This is a genomic window from Nocardioides deserti (genome assembly GCF_014266025.1).
Classification (GTDB): domain Bacteria; phylum Actinomycetota; class Actinomycetes; order Propionibacteriales; family Nocardioidaceae; genus Nocardioides; species Nocardioides deserti.
Genome location: NZ_JACMYC010000002.1, coordinates 22948 through 46778, shown reverse-complemented (window position 1 = coordinate 46778; position 23831 = coordinate 22948). Strand labels below are relative to the sequence as shown.

The 23831-nt window shown below is 67.0% G+C and carries 21 protein-coding genes; 16 read left to right on the top strand and 5 right to left on the bottom strand.

The window, feature by feature from the left end; translation table 11 throughout:
* Nucleotides 1-4: 4 nt before the first annotated feature.
* The 4 genes from H7344_RS03605 to H7344_RS03590 all read left to right on the top strand — a co-directional run bounded on the left by H7344_RS03605 (nt 5) and on the right by H7344_RS03590 (nt 3729).
* The gene (locus tag H7344_RS03605; protein ID WP_186344676.1) at nt 5-433 is read left to right on the top strand and encodes a hypothetical protein; all 429 of its coding nucleotides are present in this window, start codon (nt 5-7) and stop codon (nt 431-433) included.
* 1005 nt (nt 434-1438) lie between these two features.
* Nucleotides 1439-2662, top strand: a complete 1224-nt coding sequence (locus H7344_RS03600) for a hypothetical protein (RefSeq protein ID WP_186344675.1) — start codon at nt 1439-1441, stop codon at nt 2660-2662.
* Nucleotides 2663-2697: 35 nt separating this feature from the next.
* Complete coding sequence (locus tag H7344_RS03595; RefSeq protein ID WP_186344674.1) at nt 2698-3024, top strand: hypothetical protein; 327 nt, start codon at nt 2698-2700, stop codon at nt 3022-3024.
* A gap of 423 nt (nt 3025-3447) precedes the next feature.
* Complete coding sequence (locus tag H7344_RS03590; RefSeq protein WP_186344673.1) at nt 3448-3729, top strand: hypothetical protein; 282 nt, start codon at nt 3448-3450, stop codon at nt 3727-3729.
* 1187 nt (nt 3730-4916) lie between these two features.
* Here the strand turns inward: H7344_RS03590 and H7344_RS03585 are convergent.
* The 4 genes from H7344_RS03585 to H7344_RS20410 all read right to left on the bottom strand — a co-directional run bounded on the left by H7344_RS03585 (nt 4917) and on the right by H7344_RS20410 (nt 7537).
* On the bottom strand, nt 4917-5396 hold the full coding sequence (locus H7344_RS03585; protein ID WP_186344672.1) for a universal stress protein: 480 nt from the start codon (nt 5394-5396) through the stop codon (nt 4917-4919).
* Nucleotides 5397-5729: 333 nt separating this feature from the next.
* The gene (locus H7344_RS03580; RefSeq protein ID WP_186344671.1) at nt 5730-5981 is read right to left on the bottom strand and encodes a CDGSH iron-sulfur domain-containing protein; all 252 of its coding nucleotides are present in this window, start codon (nt 5979-5981) and stop codon (nt 5730-5732) included.
* 28 nt (nt 5982-6009) lie between these two features.
* Entirely contained in the window at nt 6010-7278 is a 1269-nt protein-coding gene (locus H7344_RS03575; RefSeq protein ID WP_222130243.1) for an NAD(P)/FAD-dependent oxidoreductase, read from the bottom strand.
* 37 nt (nt 7279-7315) lie between these two features.
* The gene (locus H7344_RS20410; protein ID WP_186344669.1) at nt 7316-7537 is read right to left on the bottom strand and encodes a ferredoxin; all 222 of its coding nucleotides are present in this window, start codon (nt 7535-7537) and stop codon (nt 7316-7318) included.
* 596 nt (nt 7538-8133) lie between these two features.
* Here H7344_RS20410 and H7344_RS21355 point away from each other — a divergent pair.
* The 12 genes from H7344_RS21355 (at nt 8134) to H7344_RS03510 (ending at nt 21179) form a co-directional block, all read left to right on the top strand.
* Nucleotides 8134-8397: a thioredoxin family protein gene (locus H7344_RS21355; protein ID WP_373286518.1), complete on the top strand. Its 264-nt coding sequence runs from the start codon at nt 8134-8136 to the stop codon at nt 8395-8397.
* 105 nt (nt 8398-8502) lie between these two features.
* Nucleotides 8503-9756: an MFS transporter gene (locus tag H7344_RS03560; protein WP_186344667.1), complete on the top strand. Its 1254-nt coding sequence runs from the start codon at nt 8503-8505 to the stop codon at nt 9754-9756.
* Nucleotides 9757-9979: 223 nt separating this feature from the next.
* A complete protein-coding gene (locus H7344_RS03555; RefSeq protein ID WP_186344666.1) occupies nt 9980-10330 on the top strand; it encodes a metal-sensitive transcriptional regulator in 351 nt (116 codons plus the stop codon).
* 1087 nt (nt 10331-11417) lie between these two features.
* Complete coding sequence (locus H7344_RS03550) at nt 11418-12776, top strand: MFS transporter (RefSeq protein WP_229706990.1); 1359 nt, start codon at nt 11418-11420, stop codon at nt 12774-12776.
* 172 nt (nt 12777-12948) lie between these two features.
* The gene (locus tag H7344_RS03545) at nt 12949-13191 is read left to right on the top strand and encodes a heavy-metal-associated domain-containing protein (protein WP_186344664.1); all 243 of its coding nucleotides are present in this window, start codon (nt 12949-12951) and stop codon (nt 13189-13191) included.
* Between the two features lie 366 nt (nt 13192-13557).
* Entirely contained in the window at nt 13558-14169 is a 612-nt protein-coding gene (locus H7344_RS03540; protein WP_229706989.1) for a DUF305 domain-containing protein, read from the top strand.
* 443 nt (nt 14170-14612) lie between these two features.
* The gene (locus tag H7344_RS03535) at nt 14613-15479 is read left to right on the top strand and encodes a cation diffusion facilitator family transporter (protein WP_186344662.1); all 867 of its coding nucleotides are present in this window, start codon (nt 14613-14615) and stop codon (nt 15477-15479) included.
* 402 nt (nt 15480-15881) lie between these two features.
* Nucleotides 15882-16094 (top strand): heavy-metal-associated domain-containing protein, encoded by a 213-nt coding sequence (locus tag H7344_RS03530; protein ID WP_186344661.1) that lies wholly within the window; start codon nt 15882-15884, stop codon nt 16092-16094.
* 146 nt (nt 16095-16240) lie between these two features.
* Nucleotides 16241-17104 (top strand): heavy-metal-associated domain-containing protein, encoded by an 864-nt coding sequence (locus H7344_RS03525; RefSeq protein ID WP_222130241.1) that lies wholly within the window; start codon nt 16241-16243, stop codon nt 17102-17104.
* 34 nt (nt 17105-17138) lie between these two features.
* Entirely contained in the window at nt 17139-19463 is a 2325-nt protein-coding gene (locus tag H7344_RS03520) for a heavy metal translocating P-type ATPase (protein WP_186344659.1), read from the top strand.
* A 213-nt stretch (nt 19464-19676) separates the two neighbouring features.
* Complete coding sequence (locus H7344_RS03515; RefSeq protein ID WP_186344658.1) at nt 19677-20078, top strand: metal-sensitive transcriptional regulator; 402 nt, start codon at nt 19677-19679, stop codon at nt 20076-20078.
* 237 nt (nt 20079-20315) lie between these two features.
* A complete protein-coding gene (locus H7344_RS03510; RefSeq protein WP_229706988.1) occupies nt 20316-21179 on the top strand; it encodes a DUF4396 domain-containing protein in 864 nt (287 codons plus the stop codon).
* A gap of 800 nt (nt 21180-21979) precedes the next feature.
* On the opposite strand, the gene H7344_RS03505 is transcribed toward H7344_RS03510, so the two are convergent.
* Nucleotides 21980-22978 carry a 4-hydroxy-3-methylbut-2-enyl diphosphate reductase gene (locus tag H7344_RS03505; RefSeq protein ID WP_186344657.1) on the bottom strand — a complete coding sequence of 333 codons (999 nt, stop codon included), beginning with the start codon at nt 22976-22978 and terminating at the stop codon, nt 21980-21982.
* Nucleotides 22979-23831: the final 853 nt, after the last annotated feature.

The following is a 23831-nucleotide window of genomic DNA, read 5'->3' as shown; positions in this document are numbered from 1 at the left end:
GGTCGTGGCGCTGATCGCCGGCGTACTCCTCGTTCCCCCGGCGGGGGCCGCTCCCCAGGGATTCGACTTCTCCGTCGTCGGCCCAAACGGAGGCGGGGGCCGCGCCTACGGGAACGTGGACTTCACCGGAAAGCGATCGTTCACGTTCGATCTCCGCGTCGTCGACCAGTGCAACAGCGCCGGGAACGGTGACGGTCTCGAAGTGGAGGTCTACTTCGCGATGACGACTCCCAGCAACGCCACGCGCGTGACGGAAATCAAGGGTTGGGACCGCAGCGGATGCGGCGACGGGATCCCAGGTCCGTTCAGCGGCACGGTGAGCCGCGACCACGACATCAAGGACCTGCGGGTCGTAATCCAGCTGGTTCATCCGAGCGGGGCCGCGGCTGGGTACTCGACGCCGTCCGGGTTCAAGAACAACCCGTTCGTCTGATCCTCCCCACCGAGAGCTGCCGACGGACTCTGCGCCGGTCAGCCGCCGGCTGTGCCGGGGTAGGGCACGTGCCCTACCCCGGCACGGTTCCAGTTGCAGAACGTCGGCTTCGCGACTCACAGCGATGGACCTCGCACACGGAGCCGGCACCTTGCGAGCGGAGGTCAGACGGACCGCGGCCGGGATCGGGTCCAGCGGAGCGACAACTCCCGCGGTCGCCGCAAACCAGCGGTGGTGACCCCGCGGCAGCGACGTGTCAGCGCTCCGTCTGGCCGGCATGCCGAAGAACTCGTCGGCAGATGCGCACACCGGCGTACTCGGCGCCGAGGAGGCGAAACCGGACGCGTGTTGCCCGTGACACGGTTTCGACGAGGCCGGGCTGGTCTCGGGTGCCCGAGTGCTCCGACATGCGACGCTGCCCGGCGGTCGAAGGAACGCCGCCGATCCGCCGCCTGTGAACGCTCCGCCGGATGCGCCAAGGCTGCGCGTTCGCGGCGCACCGGGCTGATGGTTCGACGGCTCTTCCTGCTGCCGCGTCGTCGTCCCGTCGTACGGGGCTCGCGACTGACCGCTCGACAGGCACCCATTGAGCGCATTCCCGGGGCAGCGGGACCCCGACCGGGGTGTACCCGGTGCTAGCGCCCCAAGCATGGAGGGGCTCGTTGCGGCCGGCCCGGGGGCGCTTGCACCTCCAAGAGCCGGATCCGCTGACCCCGGCGCCTTCGCTCAAGCAGCGTATGCGTTCGAATTCTCAATCTCGCACTATGTCCGCGAGTGCTGCAGAGTCACTACGCGGCAAGCGCTGCCTGAAACGAAAAGTCTGACCGGACTCCCGCTCCGTTCTCGCTCCACACTGTGCGCCGGAATCTGCGGGATCAATCGGTGGCGTGGACAAGGGATGCAGAAGCCTAAAACGGTAGGGCCTAAAGACGGGTGATGAAGAGTGGTCTAGCTCACGCGCCCCAGCCGCTCGTGTAGGTGACAGCGTGCCGCCTACAACGTCTCGTGGAGGTATTCGAAGTGAAGATGCGTGCATTGACCCCGTTCGCTCTCGTGTCCGTACTGGCTGTGCCGAGCGTCGTCGGCCTTTCCGTCCAAGGCCCCGCGTCGTCGGCTCCGAAAGCGGCGGCCGCAGGGTGCCAGTGGCAGGTGATTGAACACGCCGACGGCAGTGTCTCTGTTGCGCGTGGTAACGGAAAGGCCACTCGTCTGGAGCAGAAGTCGACCGACCGAGCCCGTCCCACGTTCGTGGGCGAAGCCGACACTCAGCCGGTCAGCGTGACGTTGTGGAAGGGAACTCCGCGCGCCGAAGTGGACGCAGTCGTCGAGGCGGGCGCAGCTCAGCAGGACGAGCTACTGGCCGCCAGCCTCGCCGGCGCGAAGGAAGGTGCCACCGACCATCGCGCCTCGCAAACCTTCACTACCGACGACAATGTTCCGGTGGGCCCGCTCGAGACGGTTGCGTACCGAGTAGAGGTCGGCGAGTCGGTGGAGACCGGCACTCCCGAACGGGCCTCGCAGGTCAAGATGAACAGGGGCCGCGTCGCCAAGGACTGTGTGCGCACGGCATCCGGTGCACCCCGCGGTGCCACCACCATCGACAGCGCCACCGGACGCGTAGTCATCGCGTCTGTGGACGACAACGACGGCGAGAACGGCCTCGTCGCGAAGCCGACGTACCCGAGCACCACCACGGTCGTCCGGTACCGGACGTTCATCCCAGCCGCCAAGACCCCGCCTACGCCGTGCGGAACCTTCTCCGGAGACAACCGGACGTTCAGCAGCCACTACGACCGTAGGAACAGGACAAGGGCGAGCATCTTCTTCAACTGGCCGACCCGCACGATGGACGCCACTCGACGAGTGGGCGCAACAAAGAAGTTGAACTCAAGCGGCGCTGTCATCGAGTCGAAGACGGCAAGCGTGGCCGGAATCAACATCCACACGCCCACCATGGGAGGGACCTTCGGTCGGGTCTCAATCACCCACTCCGTTGGCAACCCGCTGTGCAGCGTGGCGGGCGCTATCGCCTACAACGTCGTTGTGGAAGCATGGAGCGACGGCAGTGCGCGAATCGCCGGCACGCGCGTGGAGGTCCCAAACCACGAGGCTTACGTGTACCCCACCAGTGGAACCTACGGAAAGACGATCTTCACTCGCTCGTCGAACTCGTTCATCTGCCTGAGTGTCAACTGTGGACAGGAGAGCCTGTGGGAGACCTATCCGTAGATTCGTCTTCGGTCCAGATCGCTTGCGTCTTCGGTGTGACCGGACTGGGGTGTCTCGCGGCTGTTCTGGTCGTCATCCGTGACTTGGACGCGTCTCCGCTGCTCGTCGGCCTTGCCCTCGGATACGTCGCATTGGTGACGATCGCCCTTGCCGCGCGCGGTGTTTCGAAGGTTCCCAGAACCCTGGCCGCCTCCTGGGTCGTAGCCGTTGCTCTCATGGCGGTATATCTCGAGCAGGCCGATAACGGCGCTTCGATCGGTGCAACGATTTTCGGTGCCACTTTGATCGGTACGGCCTGCTTCGCGATATGGGTGGCCGCTGCGTCAACGGTCCTCGCACTTTTCAGACGAGTTCCGCACTGAGGTCGCCGTCCTCTGCCACGGGTTGTCGTCCGCGTGTTGCGCTTGTCGATGCCGCCGGGTTCCCGGTGGCGCCGGTCTCGGGGACGACGCGGTGCAGGAGTCGCTCGGCGATGAGCCCGTCCGCGAAGGGCGAGAGTGTGGCTCTCGGGGCGACGAGGGGACGCCACACCGGGCCCGGGTGAGCGCGACGTAGAACAGGCGACGCCCTCGGCGTGCTCGTACGCGTCAGGGGCAGCCATCGCCGGGTTGAGGACGGGGTGTCTGTGGTCTGGCTGGGAAGCCGAAGATGCCACTGGTGCTGGTGCTGGTGCTGGTGCCGCCCTCACCGTCCTGACCGACTTTCACGACTTCTTCGGTCCAGGCCCCAGCCTCCTGCTCACCCCCACGTTCCGCCGCTAGGAGGCCGTTGCCACCACTGCAACGATGCTCGTCACCAAGAACCCATCACAGGGCCGCGTTCTGCCGTCCACCTGCGCTTTGCAGAGGCCCGCGCCGCCATACGAGACAGGTTGCCGCATTCCTGGCCGCTCGCGCCGCAGCACGCACCGGCACCAGCGAAACGGTCGAACCGTTGACGTCCTACGCCGCCGCCTCGACGTCGAGCGCCAGCTGGCCCCGCACCGGACCTTTCGCGACCTGCGCGCCTCATTCCGCACCGTCCATTCAGCCAAGGGCCTCGTGGCCGGCTACGTGGTCGACGTCTGAGGCAGGGACCGCGGAGGCGGCCCCGTCGGCCACTTGCTCTGGAGCGAGGGCTCGTGTTAGCGCGTCGAGCTGCGGGACCCGATAGTGACGACCTTCTGCTCATTAGCCGTGCCCGGAGCGGCGATCGCCGCTGTGGCGGTGGCCTCGCGCGCCCCGGCGCCCTCCGACAATGCAGCGGCGCGAACGATCGCGAGTGAGAATCCGTAGGTCGCTACGACAACGTGTACCCGACGCGTGCGGCCGACCAGCCTGCGTGGTGTCTGGCTGCTGTTCCTCATCTTGGCGTTCGTGGGCGGCGGCATCGGGGACGCTCACCCGATGGACGGCCACACCGCACTGCTGAGGCTCGGACTAGGAGCCGTCGCAGGTGTGCTTCGGCAGCTGCTGAACCGTCGTGACGTCGCGGACAGACTCACGTTTTGCTCGCGTGCGGCATCGTCGTGGGGGCACTGTTCCTAGCGTTCGCGCAGTCGGGTTACCTCTTGGCGAACGCCGGCCCAGCACACGCTCTCGCCGGCACTCTCGCAGGGGTCGTGCTCACCGAGCAGTGGCTACGGCACCGGCCGTGACCACAGGCCACGAACGAGGTGACGGCTCGCCGACAAGCGCTCCGAATCCGCAGGCGCCAGCGCCTGCCGCGCCCAGACTGACCCGTCCCGATCGACTGTGTCACTCAGTCGTTGTGAACTAGCCGCCCGGGCGCGGTCTAGCTGTGATGTCCAGGGACGTTGTCCGACCTGGCATCGGTAAGCCTGGCTGACAGACGAAGGCCTCCGGTTGTGAAGTGGAGCTGTCTAGTTCACCGCTTCACTGGCCGGAGGCCTTCGTGTCCCACGCTAACGCTGCCCCGACCCCGCGCCCGTCTACGTCTCGCCGAGCTCATCGTCGAGGGCGTGCGGCAGACCCGGGCGATGATTGCCGAACATCGAGGGCATCGACAGCCCCGGGTGGCTGATCGCTCGCCTAGACGGACTCGGTCTGTCCCAATCGGCGTCGTCGCCAGATTGTGCCGACCGCGACGACTCCGGAGGTCTCAGTTCACGTCTGAAGCTGACGAGTTGCTAACTGTGTGCGTGTGCTGCGAAACGCCGGTCCGGCGACCAGCCTGTGCGTTCGGGTGATGAGGGGCTGTGGGAAGTCCACCCCCCATCGTTGGTGCCCGCACACAAGCGGCCGCCGGTGGCGAGCTACCTCGCGAGATTCCGGGCGCGCACGACGTCGGCCGAGGGAACCACGAGGGTGGGGCGCGTGGCGTGGTGCAGCACGCTCGTCGAAGTGCTACCGAGGAGGGTTGCGGCGATACCGCGACGCCCTCGGGAGCCCAGGATGACCAGGCGGGCATCGAGGTCGCGGGCGGCGGAGAGGATCGCCTCGGAGGGAGCACTAACGGTCGAGGCGATTTCGGCCTCGGCGGCCAGGCCGCGGTCGCTTGCGTACTCGGCGCCCTCAGATGCAACGCGAGCGGACGCATCGAGTGTGGCGGTGTCGAGGTTGCGCAGCTCCTCGAGTGCGACGTGGCCCTCGAGGTGCGCGGCAACGCTCTCGAGCGGCTGTCGAACGTGGAGGACGATTGCCCTGGCGCCCGGGAAGAGTTCGGCTGCGTAGTCGATTGCTGCGCGGGCGTCGGCTGATCCGTCGTAGGCGATGAGGATGGGCTGGTCGTTCATGGTGACTCTCTCTTTCTCGAATGGTTCTGCTGTCCCGACGGCGGGATGCCGGGGTCGATGGGGCCGAGGCCGGGTGACGTGTGAGGTGGTCCTGAACCTGCGCCGCGCCGCGGTGCGGTGCGGTGCGGCGCGACCCAGGGGCCAGGCGTGCGTTCGCGCGGCAGAGAATGACCGCGGGAGTCGGAGCCGATGGACGGGCAGTTCACGGTCGTTCCCTGTGGGGCCTCGCCGCTCGTGTTGCCGGACTTGGGGGGTCGACGACATGCCCTACTGCGCGTGTGACCGGCGACGTCGGAGGCGCACCGCGTACGCGTGCGTGGAGCGACGACTCGGTCAGGCGTCGGGCTGTTCGGCTGCCCGCTCTGTCGATTCGAATCCGACGCGGGCGTGTGACCCGTCGCAGAACGGCCGTGTAGCGGAATGTCCGCATCGACAGAGGAAGAGCGTGCGCCGCCCGTTCGTCGGGTACGGGCGGCCATCGTGGTCAAGAAGCTCGATGGGGCCTTTGACCTGGAGTGGTCCGCTGTCGACGATCTTGATCTTGACGGCGGCGGGGGGCTCGCCTGGTTCATTGGGTGCGGGCATTGCGGCTCCTTAGGTCGTGCGGTCTGGGCTACTGCGTTGCGGCGTGATCACGCCGGGTGTCCTCGGGGCGCTGAATCGCAGGTGGCCAGGGGCCGCCGCGTGTGATGTGGCGCTTCCATGTGGCTAGGGGGCCCGGCTGGTCGACAGCGACGGCGCCGACCATCTGCATCCCTCGCCCGAAGCCGACGACTAGGCGGCCCGACGGGGCGTCGCCGTCCAGCAGGGTCTGGGTGGTCCCCAGGTGCGGCAGGCCGACCGACAGCAGTTTCGAGTCGTACTGGTCGGACCAGAACGTGGGGACGATGGCGCATGCGTCCGCGGGTGCGTGCGAACGTCCCGCAAGCTCATTTAGAAGGGTGCGGGCTGCGATGGGCGCTTGAAGGGCGGCGTTGCTCCAATGCTCGACCCTCACGAGGCTGTCGTCGTAGAGGCGATGCGGCCAGCGCACGACGTCTCCGGCTGCGACAACACCAGACACGGGCGTGCCGTCGTTCCAGAGCGCCCTCAGCCAACGGTCTGCCCTCACACCGTCTTGGAGTAAGAGTCCCGAGCCGCTGAGCCAGTCGGTGCATGGCGTCGTTCCCAGACCTAGCACTACCAGGTCTGCATCAATGGCCACACCGTCGGCTAGTCGCACTGCGGCAACCGTGCCGCAGACCGTCTCGAGTTCCTCGACCGGCACACCCATGCGAAGGTCTACGCCGTTGGTGCGGTGGAGTCTTGCGACGTGGTCTGCGACCTGGGTACCGACCGCTCGCGCGAGCGGCGCTTCGTCTGGGCCGATGAGTGTGACCGCGAGGCCTAGCGACCGGACCGACGCTGCGACCTCGGTGCCGATGAAGCCCGCTCCTACAACAGCTACCCGGCGCGGCCCGCGGCGCAACGCTTCGCGTAGGGCGATTGCGTCGTCCAATGTGCGGACCAGGTGGACACCGTTTGCAGTTGGTGGACGCGAATCGGGGCGACCTGCGCTTGTGAGCGTTCGCGCCGCTGACCCGGTTGCGATGACGAGGCCATCGAACGGGATGGATTCGCCCGTGTGTAGGAGTACTCGACGGGAGTCCAAGTCGAGCTGCTCGGCGCGCTTCTCGAGAAGCCAATGCACGTCGGGTTGTGCGCGAGTGAGGGCGGGGAATGTGTTGTGGCCGTCGGCAGAGGTAAGGAACCCCTTTGTGAGGGGCGGCCGGTCGTAAGGGCTGTGGGGTTCCTCGCCAATGATCGTGAGTCGCCCGGCGTACCCGGCCGACCGAAGCGCCTCTGCGGTGCGGATGCCCGCTAGTGAAGCGCCGACCACCACGATGCGCTGCCCTTGGCCGCCGACCCCGGCTTGGCGGTCAGGCATGGCCGCTGGCGCTGGCCGGGGGAGTAGTGATGTCGAGGAGGGCGATGGCGCCGGCTGGGCAGCTGGCGACCGCATCCTCGACATCTGGCCGTAGTTCCTCGTCCGGTTCCTCGATGAAGCGCAGCCCCCCGGAATCGAGTTGAAAGACCTCCGGCGCCGCCATGACGCACAACCCATTCCGGTCGCAGCGGGCGAGATCGACGCTGACGCGCAAAGTTCCTCCTTTGGTTGCGACAGGCAGACCTGACGCGTGGGGGCCTACCGTACGGGGGTATGGTGTAACCGTGCAAGTACCGCGCCGGGGTAATCGAAGGGGGTCCCTATCCGGGAGCGAGTAGCGGGAGCAGCTCGTCGCCCTTGGACTGCAAGCACGCCGCATACGGCTCGTTAGGTCTCGACGACTTGACCGTCGTCCCGCTTGCGGCTCGCTCGATGTCGCAGGCGCCTGAGGGTCCGATCGCGAATGTTCGGGGTCGTTGCGTAGCCGGTCTCCGTCGATGTCCCGCTGCTCTCCCCGCGCGAGTGGCCGGCCGGTGGCTCCGGGCTCAGCTCCACACAACGCGGGTCGCGGGGAGGTTGCGCGGGCCCGCTGCCTCGGAGTCCCGGCGTCACAACGAGCAGCGCAGGACCACACCACCAGGGAGGAAAGAGATGGGCAGCCTGAGTTTCGACGCAAGCACCGGGCCCGAACCGCTCCGCGACCTCATTGATCAGGCGGATCCCGTGCGCCCGTGCGTGGGTCGCCAGCCGTGGTCAGAGATCGAGAGTGAAGCGTCCTTCGATCAGGCCATCGCCACCGGCGACCGCCCCATCGTCGTTGCGTTCGAGGATCACCAGTGCGGCCACTGCCGGTCTTACCGCCACGTCTTGCAGATCGCGTGGCGTCAACTTGGTTGGGCCGTTGATACCGCAAGAGTCGATGCCTCGGAACTCCCCTGCGTGGCTGATCGGTTCCAGATCGTTGGGTTTCCAACGCTTCTGGTCTTCAGTAGGGGCGACGTCATCTTGCGGTCAGCCGGGATCCGCGCGCCTCGAGACTTCACAACTCGGATGGCCAGTCTCTTGGCGGGCTGACGCGTTCGAGCGTGACCTGCGCAGGTTCCTGCAGGCGAGTAACGCCGTCTCGCTGTTGTCCTGTGCGTTCTATTCGCAGTTCATCGTCTGTACAGGAAGTGACCCATGCCGCATGTGGTGACCCGGGCGAGTCGACTCAAGCCCGGACAGGTCGCGGCACTGCTTGCCTTGGTGCATGCAGCCAATGATTCGCTCACCGCCATCCTCGGGCCGTTATTGCCAACGATGCGGGACCGGCTGGACCTCGGGCCCACTGCACTCGCATTGCTGGTGACCATCTTCACGGTCAGCTCGTCGGCAACCCAGCCCACCCTTGGGGCCATGGCGGACACCTTCGGCCTTCGGAAGTTCGCCGCCGCGGGAGTCGCGATTGCGGCGGTCACGCTCAGTCTGGTGGGCTCGGCGGCGTCATTTGGTGTTTTGTTCATGCTGTTGACACTTGGGGGCCTCGGGTCGGCTGCTTTTCACCCCATTTCAACCAGCATCGTCGGAGGACCCTCGAGCAAGAACCCAGCCTTGGCGGTCGGCGTCTTCACGGCCGGCGGGATGGTTGGTTTCGCTCTCGGGCCGATAGTGATCCTGATGGTCCTGGTGAACTACGGCCCCGCAGGAACTGCGTGGTTGATGGTCCCGGGGTTACTGCTCGCCGGCATCTTGTGGTGGGTCCTGCCCGAGTACGAACCTCATGGAACGGGCAGGGCGCTGCGGATTCTCGATCGGGGGGCGCTCAACCGTCAAACGATCGCTCTTACGGCAGTGACGGCTCTGACTGCCTTGAGCTTCCTCAGCTTTACCAGCACCATCCCGCTGTGGCTCGTGGATCATCACGACGTTGCATCTGACTCGCCGTTCCTGGGTTGGACGGTCGCGACGTTTGCTGTGTCAGCCGGTCTTGGCGCAGTCGTTGGCGGGTTCTTGGCGCCGCGGTTCGGGTATCCGGCAACTGGGGGAGTATCCCTGGTCGCGACCGGCGCCGCCCTGGTCTCGGTGTTGTACGCACCGCTGGGTGCGCCACTGTTGGTCGCTGGTTCGTTGATGGGATTTCTGTCTTACATCAGTCAGCCCCTCACGATCGTTGCGGCCCAGGCCGCGGCGCCCTCCGCTCCTACCGCGGCTGCCGGGCTGGTGTTCGGCGGGGGAAGTGGCCTCGCCGGGTTGCTGTACCTGGGTTCTGGACTCATCCAAGCCGAGTTCGGATTGGAAGTGGCCATCGCTACAAGCGCTGCCCTCCTCGTTCCGGCGGCGATGCTGGCGGCGTATGTTCTGCAGGCCGTGCCTCTGGCCAGTCCAGGTGCGTTAGCGCCCTCCGCAGTTCCCTCGGCGGAGGACGCTTCGGGCCGGCCTAGGTCGGCCGCCTGATTCCAGCGCCGCCTGGGGCCACTGACGCCGAGAAGCGGGACGTCACAGGCATTGACAGCGGAGCGAATCGGTGCGGCCCCACCCTGGGGGATGTCAGGTGCAGAGTCGGGTTTCCGAGTGCGGCGGCATGGCTAGGGAGTCGTGTCCGTCCTGCGCACAACGGTCAAACGAGTCCGAGTCCTACCGACGGGGGGTATGCTGTGCGCAGCAGTCGGGAGGACGCATGGACAGCACGGCAGGGCGAGGCGCGGACGGGGCCACCGTCGCGGCAACGGAATCTGATGACGGTCATCGGCACGGCTACATCGACAACCGGGAAGCGCACCTCAAGAGGCTGCGGCGGATCGAGGGCCAAGCTCGTGGCTTGCAGCGGATGGTGGAGGAGGAGAAGTACTGCATCGACATCCTCACCCAGGTCTCCGCGATGACGCGCGCGCTCCAGTCGGTAGCCATCGCGCTTATGGACGAGCACTTGAGCCACTGCGTGCTGGACGCGGCTAAGGCCGGCGGCGTCGAGGCGGACATGAAACTGAAGGAAGCCAGCGACGCCATCGCGCGTCTGGTGCGGTCCTGAGGTCTGGCCAATCCCGGTCCTGCGCCCTGGCATAGGTGACGCCCGGCCAGCTCGGAACTGGCCGCGGGATGGGGAAACCTGCACGGACGTGCCTAGCCCGGATCTCCGCGAGCTACGCGAGCGCCCTCGCCTAGTCACTCTCGCTCAAGACAGGCCCGGGGTCCGCAGGCGACGGTCACACTGTGCTGATGGCGGCAAGTGGGCAGTACGAGCCGCCGACGTCGACCTCTTCCCTCGGCGAGCCCGCAGACCGCTGCGATTCGGGCCGTTGACAGTCCCCGCGCGCCAGTCCGCCGCGACCCGGCCTAGTGGACCGCCGCACCCCCTTAGGTGTGGGCAGCGTGTCTCTAGGTAAGTCCGGCGATCCGCGACGACGACGGCCGCGACAATCGTCCCCGCAACGGCAACAGTCGTGATCCTGGTCGTGCCGAGCCGAGGCCATACGTGCCGACAACGCCGCCTGACGCCCGCAAGCGGCTCGACCCCGCCCGGATCCGCGCTTGGGCAGTCACATCGGGCATGTCAGCCATGATCACCGCATCCAGCGCAACGCTGTTGTCTATCGACAGCCTGGGTGCGCCGGTTTCGATCACAAGCCAGTTCGATGGCGCTGCGAGCGGGGTCGAGTAGGCGGCTCGGCATCGAACGGTGCATCACCGCGCCAGGTACAACAGGCACCGCGGACGACGGGAATGAGCGCGCTCTCGCGGGAAGTGGAGCCATACCCTTCCTCGCTGTCGAGCTGCCTCAACGAAGCGATCGCCAAGGTCGGGTAGCGCCCGACCATGGTGCACCCGCTTCTGCGGTAGGTCGGGCTACGCCGGGTCGGAGCGCTATCGGAACGCGCGTGCTCTCGCCGGGCGATTGATGCCAGAGACGACTCGCGACCCCTGCCGGTCCTTGGCTCTGTGAGCACCGACACTCTGGCGATCGGAAGGTACCCCGGGGGAGTACTTGCAAGCATCGCAATGTTGTGCGTACCGTACCCGTCTACGGTATCCGGCAAGCGCCGGATCATGGTCAATGGAGCTCGAAAATGACAACCACAACTCCGCCAGCAACCTCACGTCGCTGGCTCGGTCTCGGCGTGATCGCCGGCGCCCAGTTCATGGTCATCATGGACACCTCGATCATCGGCGTGGCATTGCCGAAGATGCAGGCAGACCTCGGGTTCGCGCCCGAGAACCTGTCGTGGGTCTTCAACGCGTACGTGATCGCTTTCGGCGGCCTGCTTCTGCTCGGCGGCAAGCTGTCCGACGTCTTCGGCGCGCGGAAGATCTTCTCGATCGGATGGGTCGTTCTGCTTGCCGGTTCGCTCCTGGCAGGCCTGGCGACCAACGTCGAAGCTGAGTTGGCAGGTCGTGCACTGCAGGGCGCGGGCTCGGCCCTGATCGCACCGGCAGCCCTGACGCTGCTCTTCATGCTTTTCGGGTCGACTCCCCAGGAGCTCACGAAGGCCCTTGCCCTCTACGGCGCTGCGGCGCCGGCCGGCGGTACCGCTGGCGTCTTCCTCGGCGGCGTCATCACCGAGTACGTGTCCTGGCCGTGGGTCTTCTTCATCAACGTCCCGATCGCGCTCATCATCCTGGCCCTCGTGCCGGGCACCATGCCCGCCGGCGGGCCCGCAGCGAGGTCCCGAATCGACCTCCTCGGCGCGATCACCGTCACCGGCGGCCTCGCTGCTGCGGTCTACGCGGTCGTGAAGGCGCCCGAGGTGGGCTGGGACGCCGGTCAGACGTGGGGCGTGCTCATCGCGGCAGTCGTACTGCTCGCGATCTTCGTCGGGCTTCAGGCCAAGGGTCGCGACCCGCTGGTTCGCCTCGGCATCTTCCGCGCGCCCAACCTCGCGGCCGCCAACATCGCGCAGGTCCTGCTCGGAGCCGCGTGGATCCCGATGTGGTTCTTCCTCAACCTGTACCTGCAGCAGGTTCTGGGTTACACCGCCTTCCCCTCCGGCGCGGCTCTGCTCCCGATGACTGCACTCATCATGCTCGGCATGATCGTCCTCGCCCCCAAGGTCATGGCCGTGTTCGGTCTGAAGGGTGCGACCGTCGGCGGTCTCGTCTTGCTTGCCGCGGGTCTCGTGTGGCTTTCGTTCATCAATCCGGCCGGGTCCTACGCCGTCGATGTTCTGCCCGCATCTCTGCTTGCCGCGCTTGGAATGTCACTTGCATTCATCCCGACTCTTGGCACCGCGATCTCTGCGGCCCGTCCCGAAGAAGGCGGACTGGCATCCGGCATCGTGAACACCAGCTATCAGGTCGGCTCTGCTCTCGGCCTGGCCGTGATGACCGCCGTCGCCGCCCTCAACGGCGCCGACAAGCTTGGCGACCCCTCGGCCCTCACCGACGGCTACTCCGCAGCATTCATCGGTGCGGCCATCATCGCCGCGGCTGGCGCGCTCATTGCAGCCGCCACCCTCCGCGCCCCCCGTTCAACGAACTGAACCGAACAGGCCAGATCGCGCAGGTCTGAGTTCCGCCCACGCCCGTCGGTAATCCCGACGCGGCGCAGCAACGGCGACGCGCGCGGCGTCCGCACAGACGTCACGTCCTGCCGAGAGCGCCATACAAACCCACCCATGCGACACGAGTCGCCCTCCGAGAGGAAAGCAACACATGAGCACGACCGGCACCAATTCGACCCCCGAGACTCTCGACTTCGCCGTCGAAGGCATGACCTGCGGCAGCTGCGCAGGCAAGGTCATCGGCGCTGTCGAAGGACTCAAGGGCGTCGTCGACCTTGACGTCGACCTGGCCACCGGCAAGCTGACCGTCACGGCCGGCTCTGACGCCAACAGTGAGGCCCTCCGTACGCGAGTCACCTCGGCCATCAACGCCGTCGGCTACCGCGTCGCCTGACCCGCGAGCCGGCCTGAGGAGGCCCGGCGTAGTGGCGAGTCGGCACACCTCTCTGATGCCGGGCGCTCCGCGCAGCGGCGGACCCGGCCGGGCCTCTCGGGCCCGGCCGGTGCCCGAACCCAAAACAGATCTGCCGGTCCGAAGGCGTGTCCTCGTGCTTCCGCGCTCGACCGCCGACGCCGCCAGCGACAGTCAGAACAGCCGACGGGTCCGCGCTGCAACCCGACAACCAAGACCCCAGGAGAACAAATGCGCCTCAGCGTTCGGAGCTTCCTTCCGACGGAGAACCCCTTCGGAATAACCCTGTGCGGCCGCTCGAGGCACCGGTCCTCGCGTCGCCTCCTTGGCGCCGGTGCTGTCGCTCTGGTGTTGACAGCCACGCTGGCCGCATGCGGCGACGAGGCGGACGACGCGAAGAGCAACGGGGGTGGAATCTCGACCCAGGAATCATCGACCGATGCGGAGTTCAACAGCGCCGACGTCGACTTCGCAACCCAGATGATCCCGCATCACGCCCAGGCTGTAGAGATGGCAGAGATGACCGAAGGTCGTGACCTGTCCCCGGCGGTCGAGGAGCTCGCCGCGAACATCAAGGACGCTCAGGTGCCGGAGGTCGAGGTTATGACTGGCTGGCTCGAGGCTTGGGGCGAGCAGATTCCGGATACCTCGATGGACCACGCAGACACCGGTCACGACACGCCTGGAGAGCAGTCTCCGCATGGCATGGACGGCATGGACGACATGGACGGCATGGCGGGGATGATGTCGTCAGAAGACATGACCGCCTTGAAGCAAGCACCGGACGCAGAGTTCGAGGACATGTGGCTCGCGATGATGATCGAGCATCACAAGGGCGCGCTAAAGATGGCGGAGGCCGAGCAGCGGCTCGGTCGGTACCCCGACGCGGTCGCGCTCGCTGAAGCCATTGTGGCGAACCAGCAGTCGGAGATCGCCCACATGGTAAGCCTGCTCGACTGACTCACAGGCGACGCAACCGGCGTCGCAGGCCGGGTTGACCGACGCAACATCGTGCGGGGCGCTTGCCGCTACGCACCATAGCCACGCTCAACCCGGCCACCAGGTGAAGCGCGCCAGCCCGTGAGCGCCGGCTCCGGTGTCGTTTGCACAGCATCGGCGACGTCGCCCTCCGCGACGTGGTGCTTGCAGCGGCCGGCGAACACGACACCGAGATCGACTGCTCCCGCGCTGCAGCCTCATCTCGTGTGTGTCGTCACGCCACGAACAGCTCGTCCCACTCCCGCCTCCGAGGCGCTGTCCGAGGTGCGGCGGCGCGTCGGCCGCAGACAGCACATCCAACGGATAAGTAGAGAACTGAGGTAGAGGACGTGGGAGCAGGTCACAATCACGGTCACCACGACCATGGGTCGCAACCCGCCGCGGACTTCCGCGGCAGGCTGTGGATGGCTTTCGCAGTCACAACACTGATTGTGGTCGCGCAGGCCGCGGGAGCTGTGTTGACCGGAAGTCTGGCCCTGCTTACCGACACCGCTCACGCTCTTACGGATGGAACCGGACTCCTCGTTGCACTCGTCGCAGCCACGTTGATGCTCCGCCCGGCCGACAGTCGGCGAACGTGGGGGTTCCGCCGGATCGAAGTCATCGCCGCCCTCGGCCAGGCCACTCTGTTGCTCGGCGTAGGCATGTACACCGCGATTGAGGGAGTACAACGTCTCTTCGACCCGCCCGATGTGTCCGGCCATCATCTACTGGCCTTCGGAATCGCCGGTCTGGCAGCAAACCTGCTGGCGATAGCAATTCTGACCTCTGCCCGCTCGGCCAACTTCAACATGCGGGCTGCGTTCCTTGAAGTTCTCAACGACGCGCTCGGATCGGTCGGCGTCATCGTGGCAGCGATCGTCATCGCGACTACGGGTTTCGACCGGGCCGACACCATCGCCGGCCTGTTCATCACGGCACTGATTGTTCCGCGAGCGGTCATCTTGATGCGCGAGACCCTCAGAGTGCTGATGGAGTTCACCCCGCCCGGTTTGGATCTTGAGGCCGTGCGTGAACACATCCTGTCCCAGGAGCACGTTCGTGACGTCCATGATCTGCATGCTTCGATGGTTGCAACCGGGTTGCCGACGCTCACCGCGCACGTCGTCGTCGACGAGGTGTGCTTCACGGACGGGCACGCGGCCGAGGTGCTCGAGCGGATCAAGCGATGCGTCGCGGAGCATTTCGAGGTAGCCGTGCATCACTGCACATTCCAGATCGAGACCGCAGCAATCAGCATGCGTGAGCTTGCCACCCTCAAACACGCCTGATTGCCCGGCCCGATGCGGGAGACTCGTGGACTCGGTCGACGACAGTGTCTCCGGCGGCCGTACCTCGCCCTGCCTCTGAGGCTGGGCCACGTCCTCGTATGCGGTCTCGGCTGCCGTGGCCCTGCCGCGGCCAGCGAGCTTCCTTGCGCCCCTGCCGCGACTAGTCAGCTCGGTCTGACAGCAAGACCGGAGCGGTTGTGCCCTCGGCGCGGCCACAAGGGCGTCATATCCCTTGGCGTGGGGCGGGCCGGGCGCATCAGGGTGCACGCCGCGACCTGCGGGGAGCGACCGGTCTTCGAGCGAGGGGGGCGCTTGCGGAATACCTAAGGGGGGTATAGTGTTCCCGTACCGGTACCCGCTAGGGGTACGCCCGAGCATTGAGTTGTCGTGAAGGAGCCAATGATGAGCATCAGCGAATACCAGGTCACCGGCATGACGTGCGGCCACTGCGAGATGTCGATCCGCGAGGAGGTCGAGACGCTGCCTGGCGTGCAGGACATCGACGTCAGTGCGGCCACCGGAAAGCTGGTCGTCACCTCCACCGACCCGATCGAGGACGCAGCCGTCATTGCGGCCGTCGAGGAAGCCGGCTACCAGGCGGTGCGAGCTTCGTGAACACCGCAACCCGACTGGGCGTTTACGGCGCTGGGCTGGTGGTGGTCTTCGGCGGTGCCTACGTCGCTGCCGACGCCGCCGTCCCGCAGAGCGTCGTCACCAGCTGGACCCGAGAAGCACAGTCACACGGATCAGAAGGGCACGAGATGAGCTCCGGCACCAGCGGTCACGGCAGCGCCGCACCCACAGCTGCGACACAGCACGCGGTCCCCGGCGTCACCAGCGCCCAGGGCGACTACCTGCTCGCCCCGGTGACCGCGCCCGGGCGGGGCGCCGAAGCCGGCACGCTTTCGTTCCAGGTCCTGGACGGGACCGGTGACCCGGTCACCGAGTACGCCACCCAGCACGACAAGGACCTTCACCTCATCGTGGTCCGCACCGACGGCGCGCAGTTCCGCCACGTCCACCCGAGGATGGCGTCCGACGGCACCTGGTCACTGCCGTGGGAATGGGCGGCGGCCGGCACCTACCGCATCTACGCCGACTTCGTCCCCGCCGCAGGGGAGGGAGCCACGATCACTCTGACCCGCACCGTCGAGGTGGCCGGTGAGCTCGAGCCAGTGGTCGCGTCCCCGTCCGCCACCGCGACGGTGAAGGGGTACACCGTGACTCTGGGCGGCGAGCTGACCGCGGGCCAGGCCACCGACCTGACGCTGACGGTCACCAAGGACGGCGAGCCGGTCACCAGCCTGGAGCCTTACCTCGGTGCCTTCGGACACCTGGTTGCCCTGCGCGAAGGCGATCTCGCTTACCTGCACGTCCACCCCGAGGGCGACGAGCCCACCGACGGAGAGCTCTCCGGACCTGACGTGGGGTTCATGGCCGAGGCCCCGACCCCTGGCCGGTACTTCCTCTACTTCGACTTCCAGATCGATGGCGAGGTGCTCTCCGCTCCGTTCGTCGTCGACGCCGCGCCCGGCTCGAGCGCCGCAGCTCGACACGACGACTCCGCTTCCGACACCGACCACGCTGGAACCGACGGCCAGTCGGACGCCGGCCACGGCCACTAACCCCAATGACTTCGCATCAGCGAGGGAGGAAACCATGACTGCATCCCCGGCCCAGACCGCGGGTCACGGCATTGAGCTTGAGATCGGCGGGATGACCTGCGCCTCCTGCGCGATGCGGATCGAGAAGAAGCTCAACAAGCTCGACGGCGTCACCGCGACGGTCAACTACGCGACCGAGAAGGCTCAGATCCAGGCCCCCGACGGGATGGACACCGACGCACTGATCGCCGAGGTCTCCAAGGCCGGCTACACCGCCGCCCTGCCCCGCAAGGCCGACGCGGACGAAGCGCCCGCCGACGGCGAGGAGCGGCCCGACATCGAACTGATGACGTTGCGCAACCGCGTCATCGGGTCGGTGTCTCTCGCCGTGCCCGTCATCGTGCTGGCGATGGTCCCCGCGTTCCAGTTCGACTACTGGCAGTGGGCCTCGCTGACGCTGGCCGCCCCGGTCGTCCTCTGGGCCGCCTGGCCCTTCCACAAGGCCGCCTGGACCAACCTGCGTCACGGCGCCGCGACCATGGACACCCTCGTGTCCCTGGGCACGCTCTCGGCCCTGCTGTGGTCGCTGTACGCGCTCTTCCTCGGCACCGCCGGGACGTCCGGCATGACGCACCCCTTCGAGCTGACAGTGGCCCCCACCGACGGCGCCGCGAACATCTACCTCGAGGTCGCGGCCGGCGTGACCATGTTCCTGCTCGCAGGCCGCTACTTCGAGAAGCGGTCCAAGCGGCAGGCAGGAGCCGCTCTCCGCGCCCTGCTCGAGCTGGGCGCCAAGGACGTCGCGGTGCTGCGCGGCGGGGTGGAGACCCGCATCCCCATCGGCGAGCTCGCCGTCGGCGACGAGTTCGTCGTCCGTCCCGGCGAGAAGATCGCCACCGACGGCGTCATCGTCTCCGGCACGTCGGCCGTCGATGCCTCCATGCTCACCGGTGAGTCCGTGCCGGTCGAGGTCGGCGAGGGTGACGCCGTCACCGGCGCCACCGTCAACGCCGGCGGCCGCCTGGTGGTCCGCGCCACCCGGGTCGGCTCCGACACCCAGCTGGCGCACATGGCGAAGCTGGTCGAGGACGCCCAGTCCGGCAAGGCACAGGTCCAGCGCCTGGCCGACCAGGTGTCCGGGATCTTCGTCCCCATCGTCATCGCGATCGCGGTCGCCACCCTCGCCGCCTGGCTGGGAGCCGGGTTCCCGGTCACCGCCGCCTTCACCGCCGCCGTCGCTGTGCTCATCATCGCCTGCCCCTGCGCGCTGGGTCTGGCCACGCCGACCGCACTGCTCGTCGGCACCGGCCGCGGCGCCCAGATGGGCGTGCTCATCAAGGGCCCCGAGGTGCTGGAGTCCACCCGCAAGGTCGACACCATCGTGCTCGACAAGACCGGCACCGTCACCACCGGCAAGATGACCCTCGCCGACGTCGTCACCGCACCCGGCGTCTCGCGCGAGGAGCTGCTCCGGCTGGCTGGCGCGCTCGAGGACGCCTCCGAGCACCCGATCGCCCAGGCGATTGCGAAGGGTGCGAACGCCGAGGTGGGAGGCCTCCCGGTGCCCGAGGACTTCGTGAATGTCGAGGGCAAGGGCGTCCAGGGAATAGTCGAGGGTCACGCCGTCCTCGTGGGCCGGGAATCCTTGCTCGCGGACTGGTCACAGCACCTCGACGTCGACCTCGCCCGGGCCAAGTCCGAAGCTGAAGCGCAGGGCAAGACCGCCGTCGCGGTCGGCTGGGACGGCGCCGCCCGCGGGATCATCACGGTCGCCGACCAGGCGAAGCCCACGAGCAAGGACGCCATCGGCCAGCTGCGGTCGCTCGGACTCACGCCGGTGCTCCTCACTGGCGACAACAAGACTGTCGCTGAACAGATCGCCGCTGAGGTCGGCATCGACCAGGTCATCGCCGAGGTCATGCCTCAGGACAAGGTCGACGTCGTGGCCCGTCTGCAGGCCGAGGGCAAGTCCGTCGCAATGGTCGGTGACGGCGTCAACGACGCTGCCGCGCTCGCCAAGGCCGACCTCGGCCTTGCGATGGGCACCGGCACCGACGTCGCGATCGAGGCCGCCGACATCACGCTGGTCCGCGGAGATCTGCGCAGCGCCGCCGACGCCATCCGCTTGTCCCGCAAGACGCTCGGCACGATCAAGACGAACCTGTTCTGGGCGTTCGGCTACAACGTCGCCGCGATCCCGCTCGCCGCACTCGGCCTGCTCAACCCCATGCTCGCCGGCGCAGCAATGGCATTCTCCAGCGTCTTCGTCGTCGGCAACAGCCTGCGCCTGCGCTCGTTCAAGAGCGGCGCCGGTGACGCGCCGACCGCCCCCACCCCTCAGACGACTCAGGCCCGTACCAGCGAGCCGGTCGGATCCTGACACCAGGCCGGAGGACGAACTGATCATGTGCTGAAGAAGTCACACGGCGTAGTCACCGACGCGGCTGCCGCTTCCTGACGCAGACGCCGCCGAACACACAACCGTCCACAACCACGCAAGCCCGGTGACCTGCCACGACGTCTGGCGGGTCACCGGGCAAGCCGCGTATCTCCACCCGAACCTCCCGTCCATCCGTACCGAAAGCTGACCGCCATGACCGTTACGAGCACCGTCGCCGGATCTCAGGCGTCTACAGAGCGACCTCCGGCTCTGGGGTCTCTCACCCCGGCCCACTCCGCCAAACCCGGCGAGACCGCTGCCACGGCACACAGCCACCACGGCTACATCTCCGACAAGGAGCGCTACCTGGCTCGACTCAAGCGCATCGAGGGCCAAGCTCGCGGCATCCACCAAATGGTGCAGGAACAGGTTTACTGCGTCGACATCCTCACTCAGGTCAGCGCGCTCACCAAGGCATTGGAGGCGGTGGCCCTCGGTTTGGTCGATGACCATCTGCGGCACTGCGTCATGGACGCCGCAGCCGAAGGCGGCGCCACCGCCGATGCCAGGCTCAAGGAGGCCGCCGATGCGATCGCTCGCCTCGTTCGTTCCTAGCCAGTCATCGCTCCCGCCGATGGATCTCGTTCCCGCCTTCTCCGGCCGCACACTCGCTCGCAGCGCTCTCCGATGGGCCGGTGCCTGCCTACTCCGGTGCGCCGCCGCGCGCCTCACCGATCCCAGCTCGGTGCCGACGACCGGGCCGCTACATCGCTCGAGCGGCTCCTGCGGGTCGCTCAAGCGCGATTGCCGGTGACCGCCCCGTCCTATCGCCCGACCAACGGAAGGAATGTCATGACTGAGCACGATCCGGGTCGTCCGCGCCATCACGGGCATCAGGGCCACGAACAACTGGATCAGCTAGGCGCCGATGACACGACGTTCGCGCAGTCCGGTGAGCCCTCGGACGTCGAGCATGCGCACGGCCCAGAGTCAGGCGCGGACGCCTCCCGCGGCGCCCGTTCCGATAACTCGCACGGCGGGCACGAGCACGACGCAATCGGCCGCGGTCATGGCGGTCATGGCGGTCATGGCATGAGCGGCATAAACACGATGGCGGTCAGTGCCACTTTGCACTGCCTCACCGGTTGCGCCATCGGCGAAATCCTCGGCCTGATGCTCGGCACAGCTGTGGGCTTGAGCAACGGCTGGACCATCATGTTGGCCGTGACCCTGGCATTCCTCTTTGGCTATGCCCTATCCACCTTGCCGCTACTGAAGACCGGGCTGGGGCTGGGGGCCGCGCTCAGCGTCGTGCTAGCCGCAGACACCCTGTCCATCGCCACCATGGAACTCGTCGACAATCTCGTGATGGCGGTGATCCCCGGCGCCATGGACGCCGGGCTGGTCAACAGCATCTTCTGGATCGGCATGATGATCGCCCTGACCGCGGCGTTCTTCGCTGCCTACCCAGTGAATCGCTACCTCCTTCAGCGCGGCAAGGGTCATGCACTCACCCATGAGTACCACCAGAGCTCTGCTCCCGCCGACGGCATGCGTCGCTTCATCCCGTCCCTAGCCACCCCCACACTCGTGGCCGCGATCACCGCCTTCATGCTCGGCGGTCTCGTCGTGTCCGTCGCCGACGAACTGACGTCCGACGACCGGTCTGAAACGGGTTCCGGGCACGCGGCCAGTCAGCTCCTGCCGCCCCCATAGGCGCTCTGGCACGCTCAGTGACGACGCGGGTGGGCGGTCCAAGGGGCCGTAGGTGGCTTGCTGGTGACCGGTCGAGCGGTTGAGTTGTCTAAGATCGGGCGGAGGCCCGCAACCGGTATCGGACCCGGAGTCGTCCACTCGGAGCGAACGACGCGCATCGGGGTGGTGACGGTTCGGTCGCTGCCGCAGAGGCACGCTTCACTGCCTAGACCGGTAACTGCGCCCCGACGATGATCGTGCGTAGTCGTCGGACAACGAGCGGAGCAATCCGCCACAGCTGCCTCAACAAGGGTCTTAGCAGGGGCACCTCCCTTGTACGTCGGTGGTTGGCGCCTCCGCATCGACCGGAACTACTCCACTGAGACCTGGACGTCGAGACCAACCGCTCGTGTGCGGAGGCGCAATGGCGGAATGGATTCGAGGTTCGCCTCGAAGGCGCACGGGATCGCCTTTCGGGTATGCCCTGGTAGGAGGTCGGCAGGCGTTGACCTTCAGCAGCGGGGGGTTGATTCCGCGTCAGTGATGGTCTGATTGTCCGGGTTCGCGGGCCTGGCCAGTGAGCAACGCACGACGCTGCGGCTCATCTGCCACGGACCGCGCTCGTAGAAGCGGAGCGCGACGACGTCGCGCTGTCCCGACGGCACGGTAGCCGACACCGTCGACACGGCGGCATGACCGGGATGGGATGGGCGCCGCGCGTTCTTATGCCCGCTTCGTGGGCGGAGCCTGCGCCGCTACGCGACCAGGCCCCCACAGCTGCGAACCGCGGGGGTGGAGGTCCAGTACGAGCCCCCGCCGGCTTAGCTCGGACTGGCCAGGTGCATGTCGCGCCGGAGTTCCGGCGGCAACGCGAACGTTAGCGACTCCTCGGCCGAGTGAACGGCACGTGCGTTGGGAAAGCCTCGCTCGGCCAGGAACTTGAGCACGCCTTCGACTAAGTCCTCAGGGACGGAGGCACCGGAGGTCACAGACACCAACCGGACGCCATCGAGCCAAGCCTCCTCGATCTCAGTGAGGTCATCGACGAGGTAGGCCGCTCCGGCGCCGGTCTCCAGCGCCACCTCGACGAGGCGGACGGAATTGGAGGAGTTACGCGACCCGACCACGAGCACCAGATCGGCGGGCGGCGAGATCTCCTTGACCGCGAGCTGACGGTTTTGGGTGGCGTAGCAGATGTCGTCACTGGGCGGGTCAGTCAGCAACGGGAAACGCTTGCGGATGGCCGCGACGATCTCGAGGGTCTCGTCCACCGACAGTGTGGTCTGTGAAAGCCACGCCACCTTGGCGGGATCTCGCACCTCGACGTGGGCCACGTCGTCGGGGCTTTGCACGAGCTGAATGTGGTCGGGGGCCTCACCGGCGGTTCCCTCCACTTCCTCATGCCCAGCGTGCCCGATGAGCAAGATGTCGTAGTCGTCGCTGGCGAAGCGCCTGGCTTCGTAGTGCACCTTGGTCACTAGCGGGCAGGTGGCGTCGATGGTCTTCAGGCTCCGCTGAGCGGCTTCGAGGTGTACGGCGGGTGAGACCCCGTGGGCGGAGAAGACGACCGTCTCGCCTTGGGGCACCTCGTGGAGCTCCTCCACGAAAATCGCGCCCCGCGACTCGAGATTGGCCACCACATGCGTGTTGTGGACGATCTGCTTGCGCACGTAGACGGGAGGGCCGTAGAGGTCCAACGCCTTTTCGACCGTGATGACCGCTCGATCCACGCCGGCGCAGTAACCGCGGGGTGCTGCCAGCAGCACCTCTCGAGCCGATGCAGGGTCGAGGACGGTGGGATGGCCGAGGTCGGTGGTCATGAGTGTGACTCTAGTTGTGCACGAGCAGCGCGAATGTCCGCGAGCGGCGCCCAGGGGGTGAACGAAGTCCGGGGCCGCTCGGCGGAATCTGGGGCTACCAAGTTGCACACCTCGAGAGCCGCGCCCGCCCGGGGAATCTGAGTGATGGCCCCATTGCCGTGAAGGATAAGGGGCGGCCTCTGGTCACTGGCTCTGACACCGGGGGACGCGGATCAAGTGATGTCGCACGCCCGAAGGTGCGGAGCTGCGACGCCCTAGGCAACACCTCGGGTCCGGTTCGTTGAGGTGCCTGATCAAGCCAGCGGCCGCGCGACTCCGTATGCAGCACACGTCAGCGCCTGACCATGCTTTGCGCCGAGCGGTTTGACGAACTTGAGCGCGGGTGAGACGCCGCCTCGGTACCTGGCCGGCGGGCAACGGAGCGTCGCGCCGCGGTGATAGCGACTGCCAAGAAGCCAGCTAAGGCTTCCATGGCGAGCGCCATGGGAACGTCCGTGTCGACGGCGGCCAGCCCGCCTAGGACGCGTCGTGAAGCGCGGGCAACTCGCTGACTGCCCGTACTCTCAAGGACGCGTCCCGGCGTCCAGAGCAGCTGCGATGACCGGGTTCACGTGGATGCCGGCGGTGGCGTAGGCGAGGAGTCATCGATCAACCCGACCGTATGCAGAGCGTTGACGGGGCATCGCGGAAGGTCCGGGCGCTCCGCGACGCGAGGTCGTCGCGGTGCAGCGTTCAGCGAACCTCCTTTCGTTGACGGCCCCGATGCGCCGTTGTATGCGAGCCAGGTCCTCCTTCGAAATCGGCCGAAATGTGCCGGCTGCCTTCCTGGATGCGGTCGACACGGCGATGAGCC

Coding starts and splice junctions, on each gene's coding strand:
- H7344_RS03530 (WP_186344661.1), top strand. CDS start 15,882: ATGAGCATCAGCGAATACCAGGTCACCGGCATGACGTGCGGCCACTGC.
- H7344_RS03555 (WP_186344666.1), top strand. CDS start 9,980: ATGGACAGCACGGCAGGGCGAGGCGCGGACGGGGCCACCGTCGCGGCA.
- H7344_RS03515 (WP_186344658.1), top strand. CDS start 19,677: ATGACCGTTACGAGCACCGTCGCCGGATCTCAGGCGTCTACAGAGCGA.
- H7344_RS03535 (WP_186344662.1), top strand. CDS start 14,613: ATGGCTTTCGCAGTCACAACACTGATTGTGGTCGCGCAGGCCGCGGGA.
- H7344_RS03505 (WP_186344657.1), bottom strand. CDS start 22,978: ATGACCACCGACCTCGGCCATCCCACCGTCCTCGACCCTGCATCGGCT.
- H7344_RS03520 (WP_186344659.1), top strand. CDS start 17,139: ATGACTGCATCCCCGGCCCAGACCGCGGGTCACGGCATTGAGCTTGAG.
- H7344_RS03510 (WP_229706988.1), top strand. CDS start 20,316: ATGACTGAGCACGATCCGGGTCGTCCGCGCCATCACGGGCATCAGGGC.
- H7344_RS03560 (WP_186344667.1), top strand. CDS start 8,503: ATGCCGCATGTGGTGACCCGGGCGAGTCGACTCAAGCCCGGACAGGTC.
- H7344_RS03580 (WP_186344671.1), bottom strand. CDS start 5,981: ATGCCCGCACCCAATGAACCAGGCGAGCCCCCCGCCGCCGTCAAGATC.
- H7344_RS03590 (WP_186344673.1), top strand. CDS start 3,448: ATGCTCGTCACCAAGAACCCATCACAGGGCCGCGTTCTGCCGTCCACC.
- H7344_RS03545 (WP_186344664.1), top strand. CDS start 12,949: ATGAGCACGACCGGCACCAATTCGACCCCCGAGACTCTCGACTTCGCC.
- H7344_RS03525 (WP_222130241.1), top strand. CDS start 16,241: ATGAGCTCCGGCACCAGCGGTCACGGCAGCGCCGCACCCACAGCTGCG.
- H7344_RS03585 (WP_186344672.1), bottom strand. CDS start 5,396: ATGAACGACCAGCCCATCCTCATCGCCTACGACGGATCAGCCGACGCC.